The sequence below is a fragment of the Kitasatospora sp. NPDC048540 genome, assembly GCF_040651175.1.
GTDB lineage: Bacteria > Actinomycetota > Actinomycetes > Streptomycetales > Streptomycetaceae > Kitasatospora.
This window is the reverse complement of the sequence record NZ_JBEZIR010000032.1, coordinates 63,910-79,193: the sequence shown is the minus strand read 5'-3', so window position 1 is coordinate 79,193 and position 15,284 is coordinate 63,910. Positions and strand designations below refer to the sequence as shown.

Below are 15,284 nucleotides of genomic sequence, written 5' to 3'. Positions count from 1 at the left end.
GGGCAGTCACCTGCTGCGGCCTGGGCGGCGGTGCCGACTGGCGCGGGACAAGGTCGGGCCCGAGCCGCCTGACGCCGTGTCAACCTGTGTTGATGTCGATCAGTTACGGCCGTGCGCGATCTCGACGTTCTCGAGGACGCCGAGCGCGTCCGGCACCAGGACCGCCGCGGAGTAGTAGGCGGTGACCAGGTAGGAGATGATCGCCTTCTCGTCGATGCCCATGAAGCGGACCGACAGGCTGGGCTGGTACTCGTCCGGGATACCGGTCTGGTGCAGGCCGATCACGCCCTGGTTGTCCTCGCCGGTGCGCAGCACCAGGATCGAGCTGGTGTGCTCCTTGGTGATCGGGATCTTGTTGCAGGGCAGGATCGGCACCCCGCGCCAGGCCGGCACCTTCTGTCCGCCCAGGTCGACGTGGTCGGGGTAGAGGCCGCGGGAGTTGAGCTCGCGGCCGATGGCGGCGATGGTGCGGGGGTGGGCCAGGAAGAACTCGGAGTCGCGGCGGCGGCTCAGCAGCTCGTCCAGGTCGTCCGGGGTGGGCGGGCCGGAGTGGGTCTGGATCCGCTGGGTGAAGTCGGCGTTGTTGAGCAGGCCGAACTCGCGGTTGTTGATCAGCTCGTGCTCCTGGCGCTCGCGCAGCGCCTCGATGGTGAGCTTCAACTGCTGCTCGGTCTGGTTCATCGGCTGGTTGTAGAGGTCGGCGACCCGGGTGTGCACCCGCAGCACCGTCTGCGCGATGCTCAGCTCGTACTCGCGCGGCTTGAGCTCGTAGTCCACGAAGGCGCCGGGGAGCTGGAACTCGCCGGTGTGGCCGGCCGACAGGGCGATCTCGGCCTCGCCGCGCTCGTTCTGCCGCTGCATCGGGAGGGAGCGGAACTCCGCCAGGTGGGTCTGCAGCGCCTCGGAGCCGGCCAGGACCGCCTCGAACTCGCGCCGGGAGAGCGAGAGCACGGTGCCGGAGGTCAGCGTGGTGGCGGTGTACTCCCAGGCGGCGTCCGGGTCGAGCAGGCTCTGCTCGCCGAAGCGGTCGCCGTCGCCCAGGGTCTCCAGGACGGTGGTGTCGCCGTACTTGCCGGTGCCGACCTTGTTGATCTTTCCGTGGGCGATCAGGTGGATCTGGTCGGCCGGGGTGCCGCGCTCGGCCAGCACCTCACCGGGGCCGAAGTCCCGCTGGACGCAGCGGTCGGCGAGTGCGATCAGCACGGCGTCGTCGTCGAAGCCGCGCAGCAGCGCCAGCTCGCCGAGCTCGCGCGGGATGACCCGGACCTCCGGCCCGGACTTGACGAACTCGATCCGGCCGTCGCCGACCGTGTAGGTGAGCCGCCGGTTGACCCGGTACGCGCCGCCCGAGGTCTGCACCCAGGGGAGCATCTTCAGCAGCCAGCGGGAGGTGATCTCCTGCATCTGCGGGGCGGACTTGGTCGTGGTGGCGAGATTGCGGGCAGCCGCTGTCGCGAGACTGGACTGCGCCTGCTGTGCCTGCTGTGTCTCCGGGCTTGCGTCCACGGGCATCGGCAGGAGCTCCTTCGTGTGGGTCCGGCGCGCCGCCCGGTTGTCCTGGCGGAGCGTCAAATCAGCTTCGGCAAAGGCAAAATGACGGGTATGGAGAACCGATCCACCCGAGCGGAACACTAGATCTTCACGAGCCGCTGAGCCGTCCGGAGGAGTCACTGCTACCCGAACGAGTGAATGTCGGAGAGGTTGGGCAGGCGTTCGACCACCGGTACCGCTAAGCCGTGAACGAGGAGTCCGAGGATGGACCTGCTGGAAGCCGCCCGCAGTCTGCAGCCCGAGCTGGTCGCGCTGCGCCGGGAGCTGCACGCCGAGCCCGAGATCGGCCTGCGCCTGCCCGCCACCCAACGCCGGGTGCTCGCCGCGCTGGACGGCCTGCCGCTGGAGGTGACCACGGGCGCCGGGCTGGACTCGGTGACGGCGGTGCTGCGCGGCGCGGGCGGCGGCCCGACCGTGCTGCTGCGCGGTGACATGGACGCCCTGCCGGTGCACGAACGGGCCCCGGCCGGGCACCCGGCCTCCGCGCTGCCCGGGCGGATGCACGCCTGCGGGCACGACCTGCACACCGCGATCCTGGTCGGCGCGGCCCGGCTGCTGGCCGAGCGGCGCGAGCAGCTGGCCGGCGACGTGGTGCTGATGTTCCAGCCGGGCGAGGAGGGCGACGGCGGCGCCGAGATCATGGTCGAGGAGGGGGTGCTGACGGCGGCCGGGGCGGACCGCCCGGTCGCCGCCGGGTACGCCCTGCACGTCTCCTCGGCGCTGCTGCCGAGCGGGGTGGTGGCCACCCGGCCCGGCCCGATCATGGCGGCGGCGGACCGGCTGCACGTGGTCGTCCGCGGCCGCGGCGGGCACGGTTCCTCCCCGCACGCGGCGCTCGACCCGATCCCGGCGGCCTGCGAGATGGTGACCGCCCTGCAGACCGCCGTCACCCGGACCTTCTCGGCGTTCGACCCGGTGGTGGTCACGGTCGGCGCCTTCCACGCCGGGGACGCCCACAACGTGATCCCCGACGAGGCGGCCTTCACGGCGACCGCACGGAGCTTCTCCGCGCAGGCCGCCGCCCGGGCCGCCGAGGTGCTGCCCCGGGTGGTCCGGGGGATCGCCGAGGCGCACGGCCTCACGGTGGAGGTGGAGTACCGGCACGACTACCCGGTGACCGCCAACCACGCCGCCGAGGCCGCGTTCGTCGCGGACACCGCCCGTGAGCTGCTCGGCGCCGAGCGCTACACCGACCTGCCGCAGCCGCTGGCCGGCTCCGAGGACTTCTCGTTCGTGCTGAACCGGGTGCCCGGCGCGTACTTCTTCCTCGGGGCCACCCTGCCCGGCCGCACCCCGGACACCGCCCCCTACAACCACTCGCCCGAGGCGGCCTTCGACGAGGAGGTGCTCGCCGACGGCGCTGCCCTGCTGGCGGCGCTGGCGCTGCGCCGCTGACCGCCGGGCACTGCCCGCCGCGGGGCGGCGGCCGGTGCCGGGCGGGCGCAGCATGGAGTGGTCCCGACGACCGACCTCCCCGGAGCGCCGCCATGAGCCGTCACCGCCGGTTCCACCTCGACCACGTCGGCCACTCGGTCACCGTCAACGTCCGCGCCGGCCGGCGGATCGAGTACGAGCTGCTGGTGGACGGCAAGGAGGTCGGCTACCGCCGGGACCGCCGCCACGGCCACGCCGTGCAGCTGCTGGCGGGCGAGCTGCCCGGCTCGCCCGCCCGGCCCTTCGCGCTGCGGATCGAGCACCCCGCCGGGGACCGGGACGCCATCGCCTGCGTGCTGGAGCTGGACGGCGCCGAACTGCCGCTGGCCGAGGCCACGGCAGGCTAGCGCCGCCCGAGCGGCGCACCACCGGGCCCGGCGGGTCACTCCCGGCGGTGCTGTCTCAGCACGTCCAGGCGTCGGCGGTACTCCTCGTCGTCGATCTCGCCGCGCGCGTACCGTTCGGCCAGCAGCTGTTCGGCCGCGGGCGCCGGGACGGCAGCCGGTGGCCCGGGTGGGGCGGGCGGCGGGACGGCCGGTCCGCGGACCGGTGCCGGGCGGCGGGCGGCGAACTGGTGGTACACCAGGACGGCCAGCAGGGCGATCATCACCACGACGCCGAGCAGCAGCAGGGCGGCCAGGCCGTACCCCCACCCGCTCGGATACCCGTGGTGCCACCGGTGGACCATGACGCACCTCCTGGGACGACGGTGCCGGGCCTCCTCTCCATGGTGCGCCCCGCGGCCGGCCGGCGGACCGGGCTGCCGGGTCCGCCCAGGTCGGGCCGGGTCTTCCCGTCCGGCGGTGACCTCGGGCGCCGGGAGAGCGAGACTGGAGGGGGTGCCCGCGCGGGCCGCGGCCCGTGGCGCCGCACCCCGGCAACTCCCCGCCGAGGAGGAGCACCATGGCGCGCAGACCGTCCGGGCCCGGCAGCCCGATCGCCCACACCACCCTGCGGGGCCACCTGTGCCGTGCGGCGGGCCGGGACGCCAACCCGCTGTGCCGTACCGCCGACCGTTCCCGCAGCCGCCTGCTGGCCCTGTTCCTGCTCGGCCTGGTCCTCTCGCTCGCGGCCGGTCTGGCGTTGGCGGCGCTGGCCTGGCGCGGAGGGCTGCACGAGGCGGCGGTGGAGGCCCAGCACCGGCACCGGACCACCGCGACCACCCAGGAGGCGGCCGTGCCGGCCGACAGCGGCGGGTCGCCCGCCGACGCCGCCGCGGGGGTGCCGGTCGAGGCCACCTGGGTGTCCGGTCCGACGGGGCAGGTCACCGGCTGGGTGTCGGTGACGCCGGGGACACCGGCCGGCAGCACGGTGCCGGTCTGGGTCGGCGACGACGGCCGTGCGGTGCCCGCGCCCCGGTCGGGGACCGACATCGTGCTCAGCGCCGCGGTGACCGGGGTGCTCACGACGTCGGCGGTGGCCACCGTGGCCGCGCTGGGCTGCGCGCTGCGGTACCGGGTACTGGACCGGCGGGCCGTGGCCGCCTGGGAGCCGGCCTGGGAGCGGGTCGAGCCGCTCTGGTCGGGCCGGACACCGGGCCGGCCCGGCGGAAGCGAGACGTGACCGCCGCCGGTGCCGGCCGGTGGACCGTGGGAGCGTGGGCGGGGTCAGCCGGTGAACACCACGCCCTGCGAGGCCGGCTGCAGCGACCCGACGCGCACGCCCGCCTTGGAGACGGTCAGTGCGTTGACCGGCTTGCCGTCGGTGCCGAGCACGGCGGCGATGACCTGCGTGGTCTCGTCCGGCGGGGTCAGCTCGAGGCCCGCCAGAACCTTGCAGTCCACGTCGGACTTGCTGCACGGCGCCCAGTCCAGACCGGCGAAGGCGGTGGTGCCGGGCTTCAGGGTGACCGCGACCGGCGCACCGGGGTGTGCCACCCGGTTGGCGGTCAGCGCGACCTTGCTGTTGTCGGCGAGCAGCCCGCCCACGCCCGGGTAGCCGAACACGGTGCAGGTGCGGGTGGACTTGTTGACCAGCATCAGCATCGCCGAGCCGGGACGGTCGCCCTGCAGCTGGATGTCGGCCTTGACCTCGCCGGTGTGGCAGCGGTCGGCGGCGGCCGGGGTGGCGGCGGCCGTCGCCCCCCGGGTGGGGGCGGTGCCGGAGGTGGTGCCGCCGCCGGCCGCCTGGGTGGCGGTGGCGGCGGCGGGCTGCGCCGCGCCGGTCGCCGTGGACGCCGTCGGCTTCGTCGCGCCCGAGCAGCCGGTGGCGGCCAGGCCGAGCACCGTGACCGCGAGCAGTGCGACGGCAGCCTTGGACGTACGGCGGTTCATGGGTCCTCCTGAGGGTGTCCGGGCCGGTGGGGCCCACGTGCAGTCACACGCGAGGGGTGCGGTCCCCGGTTCGGCCCGGGTGTCCCGGTCCGGTAACGGTCGCGGGGCCGCCGCCGGCCGGCGGGCCGGTGCGCAGCGCCCGGTCAACCAGGGCGCCGGCGGCGCCGCAGTAGGCGGCCGGGTCGCACAGGCCGGCCAGTTCGGCGGGGGTGAACCGCTCGGCCAGTTCCGGGAGTTCGGCCAGTACCCCGGGCAGTGGCCGGCCGGTCCGCTCGGCCGTGGCGGAGGCCCGGGTGAGCAGGTCCTTCGCCGGTGCCTTGCCGAGGTGCGGGGCGAGGACCGCGGCGATCCGCTCGGAGACCACCTGGCTGCCGGTCAGCTGCAGGTTCTCGGCCATCCTTTCGGGCCGTACGTCCAGCCCCTCGGCCAGTTCGGCGGCGGTGGCGGCGGCGCCCCCGGCCAGCCGCAGGCACTCGCGCAGCAGTTGCCACTCGGCGTGCCAGACGCCCGCGGAGCGTTCGTCCTCGGCGAGCAGGCACTGGGTCAGGCCGGCCGCCAGCACCGGGACCTGGAGCGCGGCGCTGCGGATCAGGGTGGAGAGCACCGGGTTGCGCTTGTGCGGCATCGCCGAGGAGCTGCCCCGGCCGGCCACCGCCGGTTCGGCCACCTCCCGGACCTCGGTGCGGGCCAGCACCTGGACGTCCACCGCGATCTTCCCGAGGGCGCCGGTGGTGAGCGCGAGGGCGGCGGCGAGGTCGGCCATCGGGGTGCGCAGTGCGTGCCATGGCAGTACCGGCCGGGCGAGGCCGGTCTCCTCGGCGTACGCGTCGAGGAGCAGGTCGAGGTACTCGCCGGGGTCCCGGTCGGGCCGGTCGCCGTCGATCCGGGCGTACTCCAGGTATCCGGCGAGGGTGCCGGCGGCGCCGCCGAGGGCGACCGGCAGGCCGTGGTCCAGCAGGTCGGCGAGGCGGCGGTCGGCGTCCAGGACGAGCTGCCGCCAGCCGGCCGCCTTGAGGCCGAAGGTGGTGGGGACGGCGTGCAGGGCGAGGGTGCGGCCGGCCATCGCGGTGTCGCGGTGGCCGGCGGCCAGTGCGGCGAGGGCGCGGGCGGTGCGGTCGAGGTCGGTGCGGATGATCCGCAGGGCCCGGGCGGCGACCAGCATCGCGCCGGTGTCGAAGACGTCCTGGCTGGTGGAGCCGCGGTGGACGTACTCGGCGGCGGCCGGGTCGATCTCCGCGACCGCCCGGGTGAGCGCCTGGACCAGGCCGACCACGGGGTTGGCGGTCTCCCGGGCGGCCAGCGCCAGGGCGCGCAGGTCGAGCCGGTCGGCGCGGGCGGCGGCGGTGACGGCCTCGGCGGCGTCCTCGGGCAGGGTGCCGAGCCGGGCCTGGGCGCGGGCGAGGGCGGCCTCGGCGTCCAGCATGGCCTGCAGCCAGGCCCGGTCGCCGGTGGCCGCCTCGACGGCGGTGCCGGCGCGGACCGGGGAGAGCAGGCCCGCGTCGGTCAGGTCGTCGAGGTTCTCGGTCATGCGATCACTCCGATCCGGTCGGTGCCGACGGGAGCCGCGGTCTCTCCTGTCGGTGCGTCAGCCGTCAACCCTAGGGCGTGGCTCGGGGTCAGCACCGCGCGGGCTATCGCCTCGGAGTCCCCCAGCGTGACGGAGTCGACGCCGGGGCGGATCCCGGCCGCGGTCACCCAGTGGACGCCTTCGGTGGGCACCCCGTAGGCGAACCGGCGCGGGTGGGCCCGGCCGTGGGCGTCCAGCAGCCGGTTCGGGCGCGGGGTGACGGCCAGCCCGCCGCTGAGGTGGCGGCCGATCCGGTACGGGGCGCACTGCCCGGTGTCGAGCAGGTGGCGCAGCAGGGGATCGGCGGTGCGCCGCAGGTCGGGTTCGGGCAGCCGGGCCTCGATCAGGACGGTGGCGTGGACCGGGGGGCCGGGTACCCGGTGGGAGCGGGCGGAGAAGGCGGGCCGGTCCGGGTCGAGGGTGATCTCGGTGCCGGGTCCGGTGAGTTCGAGTAGACCGCACCGGATCAGGGCGCCCATCTGCTCGATCCGCCCGAGCGGCGGTCCGATCGACAGGAAGGCGTTCAACGGGGTGTACCAGCGGTCCAGTTCGTCGCGGTGGGAGTCGCCGGTCAGTCCGCCGTGGTCGACCGCGAGCCGCAGTTCGTTGCGCAGGTCGCGCAGGACGTCCAGGGCGGCCTTGAGCGGGCCGGTGACGTTCCCGGCCCGGGCCGCGCGGACGTCCCGGTCCAGGTGGTCGAGCAGCCAGCGGCGGAACTCCGCCCGGTCGGCGAAGCCCCGCGCGGGGTACGGGTCGGCGAGCCGCTCCCAGCTCCACCGGTCGGCGGCGGCGATGCCGTGGGCGTCCAGCAGCCGGGCCAGCAGCTGTTCCCGTTCGCCGGCGTCGGCGGCGAGGTAGCGTTCGGCGAGGTCGGCGCCGGCGGCGGGGCGGCCGTGCGACTCCAGCAGGGTGCGGTAGTAGACGCTCTGCACCTCGGCGGAGACCAGCGGCCACAGCTCGGCTCTGAACCCGGCCGGGTCGCCGTCCTCGGCGCGCCGGCGCAGGGCGGCGAGGTACCGGGGGGTGAGCAGGCGGGGCAGGTGGCGGCCGTGGGCGCCCTTCTGGTTCTCGCCGCGCGCGTGGTACGGCACGCCCCGCCGGGAGCTGGCGTACAGGCGCGGCTCGCGGCCGGAGGGGCGGTAGGCCAGGTGGTCGCCGGACCGTTCGAAGGTGCCGCCGCGGCCGAGGGTGAACAGCGCCAGGTAGTCGAAGAAGTTCAGGCCGAGTCCGCGCAGCAGGACGGGCTCGCCGGGCGCGATGTGGTCGAGGTCGACGTCGGCGGGGTTGGCGGGGAGCAGGTGGCGCAGGCCGTGCGCCCGGGCGAGGGCGGTGGTCCGCTGCTCGGCGGGGGTCGGCCGGGCGGGCAGGTGGCCCTGGGAGAGCACCACGGCGTCCAGTCCGTCCAGCTGCCGGCCGTCGGCCAGGGTGAGGCGCTGCGGGCCGCCGGGCCGGCCGGTGGTGTCGGTGAGGGCGACGGCCCGGGTGCGGTGGACCCGGACGTCCAGGTGGGCCGGTGCCTGTGCGGTGATCCGGCGGAAGGCGTCGGCCAGGTAGCGGCCGTAGAAGGCGCGGGTCGGGTAGCAGTCGGGTCCGAGGGTGCGGGCCTCGGCGAGGGCGGCCTCGTCCTGGCCGGTGGGGCGGCCGGGGTGCGCCAGCTCCCGGGCCCACTCGTACAGGCTGGGTCCGGGTTCGACCGGGCCGTCGATGCGGACGCTGTCGTCGGTGTAGACGGTGATCTGCGAGGCCACGGTGTTCATCAGCAGGTGCGGGGACTGGTCGGTGCGCCAGACCCGGCCGGCGCCGGGGGCGGCCGGGTCGACCAGGTGCACGGTGACCGCGGCGAAGGCGGGGGACTCGCGCTCGTGGGCGCAGAGCCGTTCCAGCACGGACAGGCCGCGCGGTCCGGCGCCGACGATGCAGACGGTGAGGTCCGCCGGAGTGGTCATGGGGTGGTCTCCATCCTTCGGGCCGTGCCTGGTGGTCCGCCGCGGTCTCCCGGTCAGGAGCGGGGCGGTCCGGTTGCGAGCACCACGGTGGATCAACTGAGCCGGTCCCGTCGAGACTTGAGGCAAACTCAGATGGAGGTGACCCGGTGGATTCGCCGTACCGTCGCCGCTCCCTGACGGAGCGTCACCGGGATGTCCCGGTGCGGACCGGGCGGGTTCGGGTGAAACCCGGCCGGACCCCTTCACCGTTCGGCACAATTCACTCGGGCCCGGACCCGCCGGCCGGCGGCCGGGCCGGGGTCAGGGGTGGGGGTCGCGGACGATGGTGGCGGTGCAGGGGCAGGCGGCGGGGGTGCGCGGTCCGGAGATCCACCGCACGGTGGCGGGGCTGCCGGCGGAGGCGGTGGACGGCTGGCGGGAGCTGGTGGCGGCCGATCCGGCCGGGTCCTGGTTCATGACGCCCGAGTGGGTGCTGTCCTGGTGGGAGACGCTGGGGGCGGGGCTGCCCGCGGGCGCGGCGGAGCTGGCGCTCTGGCGGGGGGACGGCGGGCGGGTCGAGGCGGTGGTGCCGCTGCTGCGCACCCGGGAGCGGCTGCATCCGCGGCTGCCGCTGTCGGCGCCGGTGTTCACGGTGCTCGGCTCGGGTCCGGGCGCGGCCGACCACTGCGGATTCCCCGCCCGCCCCGAACGGCGTTCCGAGGTGCGGGAGTTCCTGTCCGCCCGGGCCGGCCGCGGCTCGCTCTGGCTGCCCGACCTGGACCCGGACCAGGGCGTTCTGCTGCCGCCCGGCGCCCGGCGGGTGGCCCGCGCCGCGTGTCCGCGCACGGACCTGAGCGGCGGCTTCGACGCGATCGGCTCCCGGCAGTTCCGGGCCGACCTGCGCCGGTACGGGCGCAAGCTGGCCGCGGCCGGGGTGGCGTTCCGCTGGGTGCCGCCCGGGCAGGCCGGGCCCGAGCTGCTGGACACCGTGCTGCGGCTGCACGGGCAGCGCCGCGAGGCGATGGGCAAGGCCACCACCTTCGACGGGCGGCGCCGCGAGCTGCACGCCCGGGTGCTGGAGCGGTCGGCCGCGGCGGGTTCGCCGCAGGACGGGCCGGCCTTCCTGCTGGCCGAGCGGGGCGAGCGGGTGGTGGGGGCGCTGTACGGCTTCCGGTGGGGCACCGGTTTCGCGTACTACCAGATCGGCTGGGAGCCGGAGCTGGCCCCGCTGCGGCTGGGGACGGCGGTGATCGCGGCGGCGGTGCGCAGCTGTGCGGAGCAGGGGCTGGCCACCTTCGACTTCCTGCGCGGGACCGAGCGGTACAAATACCGGTTCGGCGCGGTGGACCGCTTCGACGAGTCCTGGCTGGTGCCGCGCGGCGGTGCGGGTGCGCTGCTGGGGCTGAAGCACCGGCTGAAGGAGCGGCGGGCGGCCGCGGTGTGACGCAGACCGGTTGTGCAACTAGTTGCATATAGCTTCGGCGCGTCCTACCGTGAGGCGGCGACCACGGACCAGGAGGCGTCGGATGACCGCGTACCCCCAGCTGCTCAGCCCGCTCGACCTGGGCTTCACCACCCTGCCCAACCGGGTGGTGATGGGCTCGATGCACGTCGGCCTGGAGGAGGCGGAGGGCGGCTTCGAGCGGATGGCCGCCTTCTACGCCGAGCGCGCCCGCGGCGGCGTCGGCCTGATCGTCACCGGCGGCATCGCCCCCAACGAGGCGGGCCGCCCGTGGTCCGGCGGCGCCAAGCTGACCACCGCGGCCGAGGCCGACGAGCACCGGGTGATCACCGCGGCGGTGCACCGCGAGGGCGGGAGGATCGCCCTGCAGCTGCTGCACTTCGGCCGCTACGCCTACCACCCCGACCTGGTCGCGCCGAGCGCGCTGCAGGCGCCGATCAGCCCGTTCCCGCCGCGCGCGCTGACCGGCGAGGAGGTCGAGCGGACCATCGAGGACTTCGCCGACGCGGCTGCGCTCGCCCAGCGGGCCGGCTACGACGGCGTCGAGATCATGGGCTCCGAGGGCTACCTGATCAACGAGTTCACGGCCGCCTGCACCAACCTGCGCGAGGACCGCTGGGGCGGCCCGTTCGAGCACCGGATGCGCTTCCCGGTGGAGATCGTCCGGCGGGTGCGCGAGCGGGTCGGACCCGAGTTCATCCTGATCTACCGGCTCTCCATGCTCGACCTGGTCCCCGGCGGCTCCACCCTGGCCGAGGTCGTCGAGCTGGCCCGGGCCGTCGAGGCGGCCGGCGCCACCATCATCAACACCGGCATCGGCTGGCACGAGGCCAGGATCCCCACCATCGCCACCTCGGTGCCGCGCGGCGCCTGGAGCTGGGTGACCCGGAAGCTGATGGGCGCGGTCTCCGTGCCGCTGGTCACCAGCAACCGCATCAACACCCCCGAGCTGGCCGAGCAACTGCTCGCCGACGGCCACGCCGACCTGGTCTCGCTGGCCCGCCCGCTGCTGGCCGACCCGGAGTTCGTCGCCAAGGCGGGCGCCGCGCAGGCCGACACCATCAACACCTGCATCGGCTGCAACCAGGCCTGCCTGGACCACACCTTCAGCGGCCGGATCACCTCCTGCCTGGTCAACCCCCGGGCCTGCCACGAGACCGAGCTGGTGCTCTCGCCGACCCGCCGCCGCAAGCGGATCGGCGTGGTCGGTGCCGGACCCGCCGGCCTCGCCCTCGCCGTCTCGGCCGCCGGGCGCGGCCACGCCGTCACCCTGTACGACAGCGCCGACCGGATCGGCGGCCAGCTCAACCTCGCCCGGCAGGTGCCCGGCAAGGAGGAGTTCGACGAGACGCTGCGCTACTACCGGCGGCAGCTGGAGCTGCACGGCGTCGACCTGCGACTGTCCACCACCGCCACCGCCGAGGAGCTCGCCGCCGAGGGGTACGACGAGCTGGTGCTGGCCACCGGCGTCACCCCGCGCACCCCGGACATCCCCGGCGTCGGCCACCCCAGCGTGGTCAGCTACCTGGACGTGCTGGGCGGGCGCGCCGAGGTCGGGGCGCGGGTCGCCGTGGTCGGGGCCGGCGGCATCGGTTTCGACGTCGCCGAGTACCTCACCGACCCGGGCAAGGGCGCCGCGCAGGACCCGGCGGTCTTCTTCGAACAGTGGGGCGTCGACACCGAGTACCGCACCGGCGGCGCGCTGCGCACCCCGGTCCGCCACCCGGCCGCCCGCACCGTCCACCTGCTGCAGCGCTCCACCACCAAGGTCGGCGCGGGCCTCGGCAAGACCACCGGCTGGATCCACCGCACCGAACTGCGGCACCGCGGCGTGGAGATGGTGGCGGGCGTGACCTACGAGCGGATCGACGACCAGGGCCTGCACCTGACCGTCGACGGCGCCCCGCGCCTGCTCGCCGTCGACACCGTGGTGTTCTGCACCGGCCAGGAGCCGCGCCGCGACCTGTACGAGCAGCTGTGCGCGCTCGGCCACGCGCCGCACCTGATCGGCGGCGCGGACCTCGCCGCCGAACTGGACGCCAAGCGGGCCATCGACCAGGGCACCCGGCTCGCGGCGATCCTCTGACCGGCGGCCGGGCTCGTAGGATTCAGCTGCCACGCAGCGGCCGCCCGCCGGGCAGCCGCTGCGCCGTCAGCCCGGAGAGGTCCCGCCCGTCCCATGTCGCTGCCGCACGCCATCCTCACCGCTCTGCTGGAGAAGCCGTCCTCGGGGCTGGAGCTGACGCGCCGCTTCGACCGGTCGATCGGCTACTTCTGGTCCGCCACCCACCAGCAGATCTACCGGGAGCTCGGCCGGCTCGAGGAGACCGGGCAGATCAGGGAGCTGCCGCACGAGGCCCCGGCCCGCGGCCGCCGCAAGGAGTACGAGGTGCTGCCGGCGGGCCGGGCCGAACTGGCCGCCTGGGTGGCCGAGGAGCACGACCCCAAGCCGGTCCGGGACGCCCTGCTGCTGCGGCTGCGGGCCGCCGCGGTGGTCGGCGCGGCCGGTCTCGACGTCGAGCTGCGCCGCCATCTAGGCCTGCACCGGGCGCAGTTGGAGGAGTACCGGCAGATCGAGCAGCGGGACTTCCCGGCCGATCGGGCCGACCGGGAGAACCGCCTGCAGCACCTGGTGCTGCAGGCGGGGATCAGCCTGGAGTCGTTCTGGGTGCAGTGGCTGACCGAGGCCGCGGCCGTGGTCGCGGCCGACGGGGGCCCGGAGCCGGACCCTAGGCCAGGCGCTTGACCAGCTCCTCGGCCACCGGCCCGGAGGAGGCCGGGTTCTGGCCGGTGACCAGGTTGCGGTCGGTGACCAGGTGCGGCGCCCACGGCTCACCCGCCCGGTAGTCGGCGCCGAGCGCGGTCAGCCGGTCCTCCAACAGCCACACCGCCCGGTCGGCGAACCCGGCCGCGGTCTCCTCCGCGTTGCTGAAGCCGGTCAGCCGGTAGCCGGCGAACGGTGAGGTGCCGTCGGGGAGTTCGGCGGCGAGCAGGGCGGCCGGTCCGTGGCAGACCACGCCGAGCGGCTTGCCGGAGGCGAGCGCGGCGGTGAGCAGCCGGCCGGAGTCGGCGTCGACGGCGAGGTCCTCCATCGGGCCGTGCCCGCCCGGGTAGTACACCGCGTCGTAGTCGGCGAGGTCGACCTCGGAGATCTTCACCGGGTTCAGCAGCTCGGGCAGCTCGGCGAGCTCCGCCGCCAGTGCCTCGGCCGCGGCCCGGTTGCCGGCCACGCCCTCGGCGAGGCTGGCCCGGTCCACCGGCGGCACCACCCCGCCCGGGGTGGCCACGGTGACCCGGTGCCCGGCCGCGGTGAGGGCGTGGAACGGCGTGGCGAACTCCTCCGCCCAGTAGCCGGTCGGGTGCCCGGTGCCGTCGGCGAGGGTCCACTGCGAGGCGCCGGTCAGCACGAAGAGGATCTTGGACATGGTGGTCTCCCTGGACGTCCTGGTTGCGGCCGGGGCCGTGCCCTCGGCCGGTGACGGGTTCGACGGTAGGCCGCCGGAGCCATCGGGGACCAATAGGCTCGGCCATGTGACCCATTCGCTTTCACATACCGGGCTCGACCTGGACCTGCTGCGGACCTTCCTCGCGGTGCACCGCGCGGGCTCGTTCACGGCGGCGGCCCGGGTGCTCGGGCTGTCCCAGCCGACCGTCACCACGCAGGTCCGGGCGCTGGAGCAGCGGCTCGGCCGGCAGCTGTTCGAGCGGCTGCCGCGCGGGGTGGCCGCGACCGCCGTCGCGGCGGAGCTGGCCGCCGCCGTGGCGGGGCCGCTGGACGCGCTGGCCGAGGTGGCCGAGCGGGTCGCCCCGGGCCCGGGTGGCGCGGGGGAGCCGGTCCACCTGGCGGGCCCGGCCGAGTTCCTGTCGGTGCGGGCGCTGCCCGCGCTGGCGCCGCTGGTGGCCGGCGGGCTGCGGCTGCGGGCCACCACCGGCCTCGCCGACGACCTGCTCGAGGGGCTGCGCGGCGGCCGGTACGACCTGGTGCTCTCGGCCGTCCGCCCGCGCGGCCGGGAGGTGGCCGCGGTGCCGCTGGGCGACGAGGAGTTCGTGCTGGTCGCGGGCGTCGAGTGGGCCCGGCGGATCGGCCCCGGCGCGGTGGCCGCCGAGGGCCCGGCCGCGCTGGCCGGCGTGCCGCTGCTCAGCTACGCCGAGGACCACCCGATAGCCCGCCGCTACTGGCGGCACGTGTTCGGCGTACGGCTGGCCGGGCGGGCCGGCGTGGTGCTGCCGGACCTGCGCGGGCTGCTGGCCGCCGCGGTGGCGGGGGCCGGGATCGCGGTGCTGCCGCGGTACCTGTGCCGGGGCGAGCTGGCGTCGGGTGACCTGCTCGCGCTGCTGGAGCCGGCCGACCCGCCCATCAACACCCTGTACCTCGCGCAGCGGGCCGGCGGTGGCGGCTCCCCGCAGGTCGCCCGGGTCCGGGAACACCTGCTGGCCGCGGCCGCCGGCTGGTGAGCGGCGCCGGTCACGGTCGCGGAGGGCCTGCTCGCCGCCACCGGCGGCACCGCCCGCCACTCGCTGGTCCTCGGCCCGCCCCGGCGTGGGCGGCCGACCGGGTGGTCCCGTTCGCGCAGCAACCCGCCGCCCTGCGGGTCGCCTGAACCCGCCCCCGCGCGCGGCCTATCCTGCCCGGACCTCGACGACGGCGCCCGGCTCCGCACCCCGGAGCCGGGACAGCCCCAGCGGCAGGACGGGAGCCGGTATGGACGACACCCCGCAGGAGCAGGAGCAGGAGCAGGAGCGGGTCACGGACGATCCGCGGGCGTCCCGCTACGAGATCCGGATCGGTCCCGGAGCCGCGGCGGGTACGGGGGAGCCGGTCGGCTTCGCCGAGTACCACCTGTCCGAGGGGGAGCTGGCCCTCATCCACACCGAGGTCGACCCCGTCTTCGAGGGCCGGGGCCTGGCCGGCCGGCTGGTCCGGGCCGCCCTCGACGACGCCCGCCGGCGGGGGCTGGCGGTGCTGCCCTACTGCCCCTACGTACGGAAGTGGATCGGCCGCCACCCGGACTTCACCGACCTGGTCCCGGCCGACCGGCGGGCCCGCTTCGGCCTGTGACCGCCGTCCGGCC

Annotated in this window: 14 protein-coding genes; 8 read left to right on the top strand and 6 right to left on the bottom strand. The window is 75.7% G+C overall.

The genetic code is table 11. The features are described 5' to 3' along the window. Positions 1–99 precede the first annotated feature (99 nt). Positions 100–1,512 carry a family 2B encapsulin nanocompartment shell protein gene (locus AB0D08_RS15685; protein ID WP_033823335.1) on the bottom strand — a complete coding sequence of 471 codons (1,413 nt, stop codon included), beginning with the start codon at positions 1,510–1,512 and terminating at the stop codon, positions 100–102. A 243-nt stretch (positions 1,513–1,755) separates the two neighbouring features. Here AB0D08_RS15685 and AB0D08_RS15680 point away from each other — a divergent pair, with 243 nt between their 5' ends. Together AB0D08_RS15680 and AB0D08_RS15675 are read left to right on the top strand one after the other, a co-directional pair. Beyond that, complete coding sequence (locus AB0D08_RS15680) at positions 1,756–2,946, top strand: M20 family metallopeptidase (RefSeq protein WP_359889126.1); 1,191 nt, start codon at positions 1,756–1,758, stop codon at positions 2,944–2,946. A gap of 92 nt (positions 2,947–3,038) precedes the next feature. Beyond that, the gene (locus AB0D08_RS15675; RefSeq protein WP_033823337.1) at positions 3,039–3,332 is read left to right on the top strand and encodes a hypothetical protein; all 294 of its coding nucleotides are present in this window, start codon (positions 3,039–3,041) and stop codon (positions 3,330–3,332) included. 35 nt (positions 3,333–3,367) lie between these two features. Here the strand turns inward: AB0D08_RS15675 and AB0D08_RS15670 are convergent, their stop codons facing one another. Next, complete coding sequence (locus AB0D08_RS15670) at positions 3,368–3,673, bottom strand: SHOCT domain-containing protein (protein WP_033823338.1); 306 nt, start codon at positions 3,671–3,673, stop codon at positions 3,368–3,370. A gap of 215 nt (positions 3,674–3,888) precedes the next feature. Here AB0D08_RS15670 and AB0D08_RS15665 point away from each other — a divergent pair, with 215 nt between their 5' ends. Beyond that, entirely contained in the window at positions 3,889–4,548 is a 660-nt protein-coding gene (locus AB0D08_RS15665) for a hypothetical protein (protein ID WP_051813688.1), read from the top strand. Positions 4,549–4,592: 44 nt separating this feature from the next. Here AB0D08_RS15665 and AB0D08_RS15660 read toward each other — a convergent pair whose 3' ends face one another. Genes AB0D08_RS15660 through AB0D08_RS15650 form a run of 3 tightly spaced genes read right to left on the bottom strand, consistent with a single transcriptional unit; the run spans position 4,593 to position 8,771 of the window. Further along, a complete protein-coding gene (locus AB0D08_RS15660) occupies positions 4,593–5,258 on the bottom strand; it encodes a DUF4232 domain-containing protein (RefSeq protein WP_359889123.1) in 666 nt (221 codons plus the stop codon). Between the two features lie 43 nt (positions 5,259–5,301). After that, a complete protein-coding gene (gene pcaB, locus AB0D08_RS15655) occupies positions 5,302–6,786 on the bottom strand; it encodes a 3-carboxy-cis,cis-muconate cycloisomerase (RefSeq protein WP_359889121.1) in 1,485 nt (494 codons plus the stop codon). Continuing rightward, the gene (locus AB0D08_RS15650; RefSeq protein WP_359889120.1) at positions 6,783–8,771 is read right to left on the bottom strand and encodes an FAD/NAD(P)-binding protein; all 1,989 of its coding nucleotides are present in this window, start codon (positions 8,769–8,771) and stop codon (positions 6,783–6,785) included. The genes pcaB and AB0D08_RS15650 overlap by 4 nt, the downstream gene beginning before the upstream one ends. Before the next feature lie 331 nt (positions 8,772–9,102). Here AB0D08_RS15650 and AB0D08_RS15645 point away from each other — a divergent pair, with 331 nt between their 5' ends. The 3 genes from AB0D08_RS15645 (at position 9,103) to AB0D08_RS15635 (ending at position 12,958) form a co-directional block, all read left to right on the top strand. Next, positions 9,103–10,194 (top strand): GNAT family N-acetyltransferase, encoded by a 1,092-nt coding sequence (locus AB0D08_RS15645; RefSeq protein ID WP_149038442.1) that lies wholly within the window; start codon positions 9,103–9,105, stop codon positions 10,192–10,194. An 82-nt stretch (positions 10,195–10,276) separates the two neighbouring features. Next, positions 10,277–12,298, top strand: a complete 2,022-nt coding sequence (locus tag AB0D08_RS15640; protein ID WP_359889118.1) for an NADPH-dependent 2,4-dienoyl-CoA reductase — start codon at positions 10,277–10,279, stop codon at positions 12,296–12,298. 93 nt (positions 12,299–12,391) lie between these two features. Beyond that, on the top strand, positions 12,392–12,958 hold the full coding sequence (locus AB0D08_RS15635; RefSeq protein WP_033823342.1) for a PadR family transcriptional regulator: 567 nt from the start codon (positions 12,392–12,394) through the stop codon (positions 12,956–12,958). Here the strand turns inward: AB0D08_RS15635 and AB0D08_RS15630 are convergent. Then, positions 12,942–13,637 (bottom strand): type 1 glutamine amidotransferase domain-containing protein, encoded by a 696-nt coding sequence (locus AB0D08_RS15630; protein WP_359889116.1) that lies wholly within the window; start codon positions 13,635–13,637, stop codon positions 12,942–12,944. The genes AB0D08_RS15635 and AB0D08_RS15630 overlap by 17 nt on opposite strands. Before the next feature lie 106 nt (positions 13,638–13,743). On the opposite strand from AB0D08_RS15630, the gene AB0D08_RS15625 reads away from it, so the two are divergent. Both AB0D08_RS15625 and AB0D08_RS15620 read left to right on the top strand, forming a co-directional pair. Next, positions 13,744–14,667 (top strand): LysR family transcriptional regulator, encoded by a 924-nt coding sequence (locus AB0D08_RS15625; RefSeq protein WP_033823344.1) that lies wholly within the window; start codon positions 13,744–13,746, stop codon positions 14,665–14,667. Positions 14,668–14,914: 247 nt separating this feature from the next. Next, a complete protein-coding gene (locus tag AB0D08_RS15620) occupies positions 14,915–15,271 on the top strand; it encodes a GNAT family N-acetyltransferase (RefSeq protein WP_359889114.1) in 357 nt (118 codons plus the stop codon). Positions 15,272–15,284 lie beyond the last annotated feature (13 nt).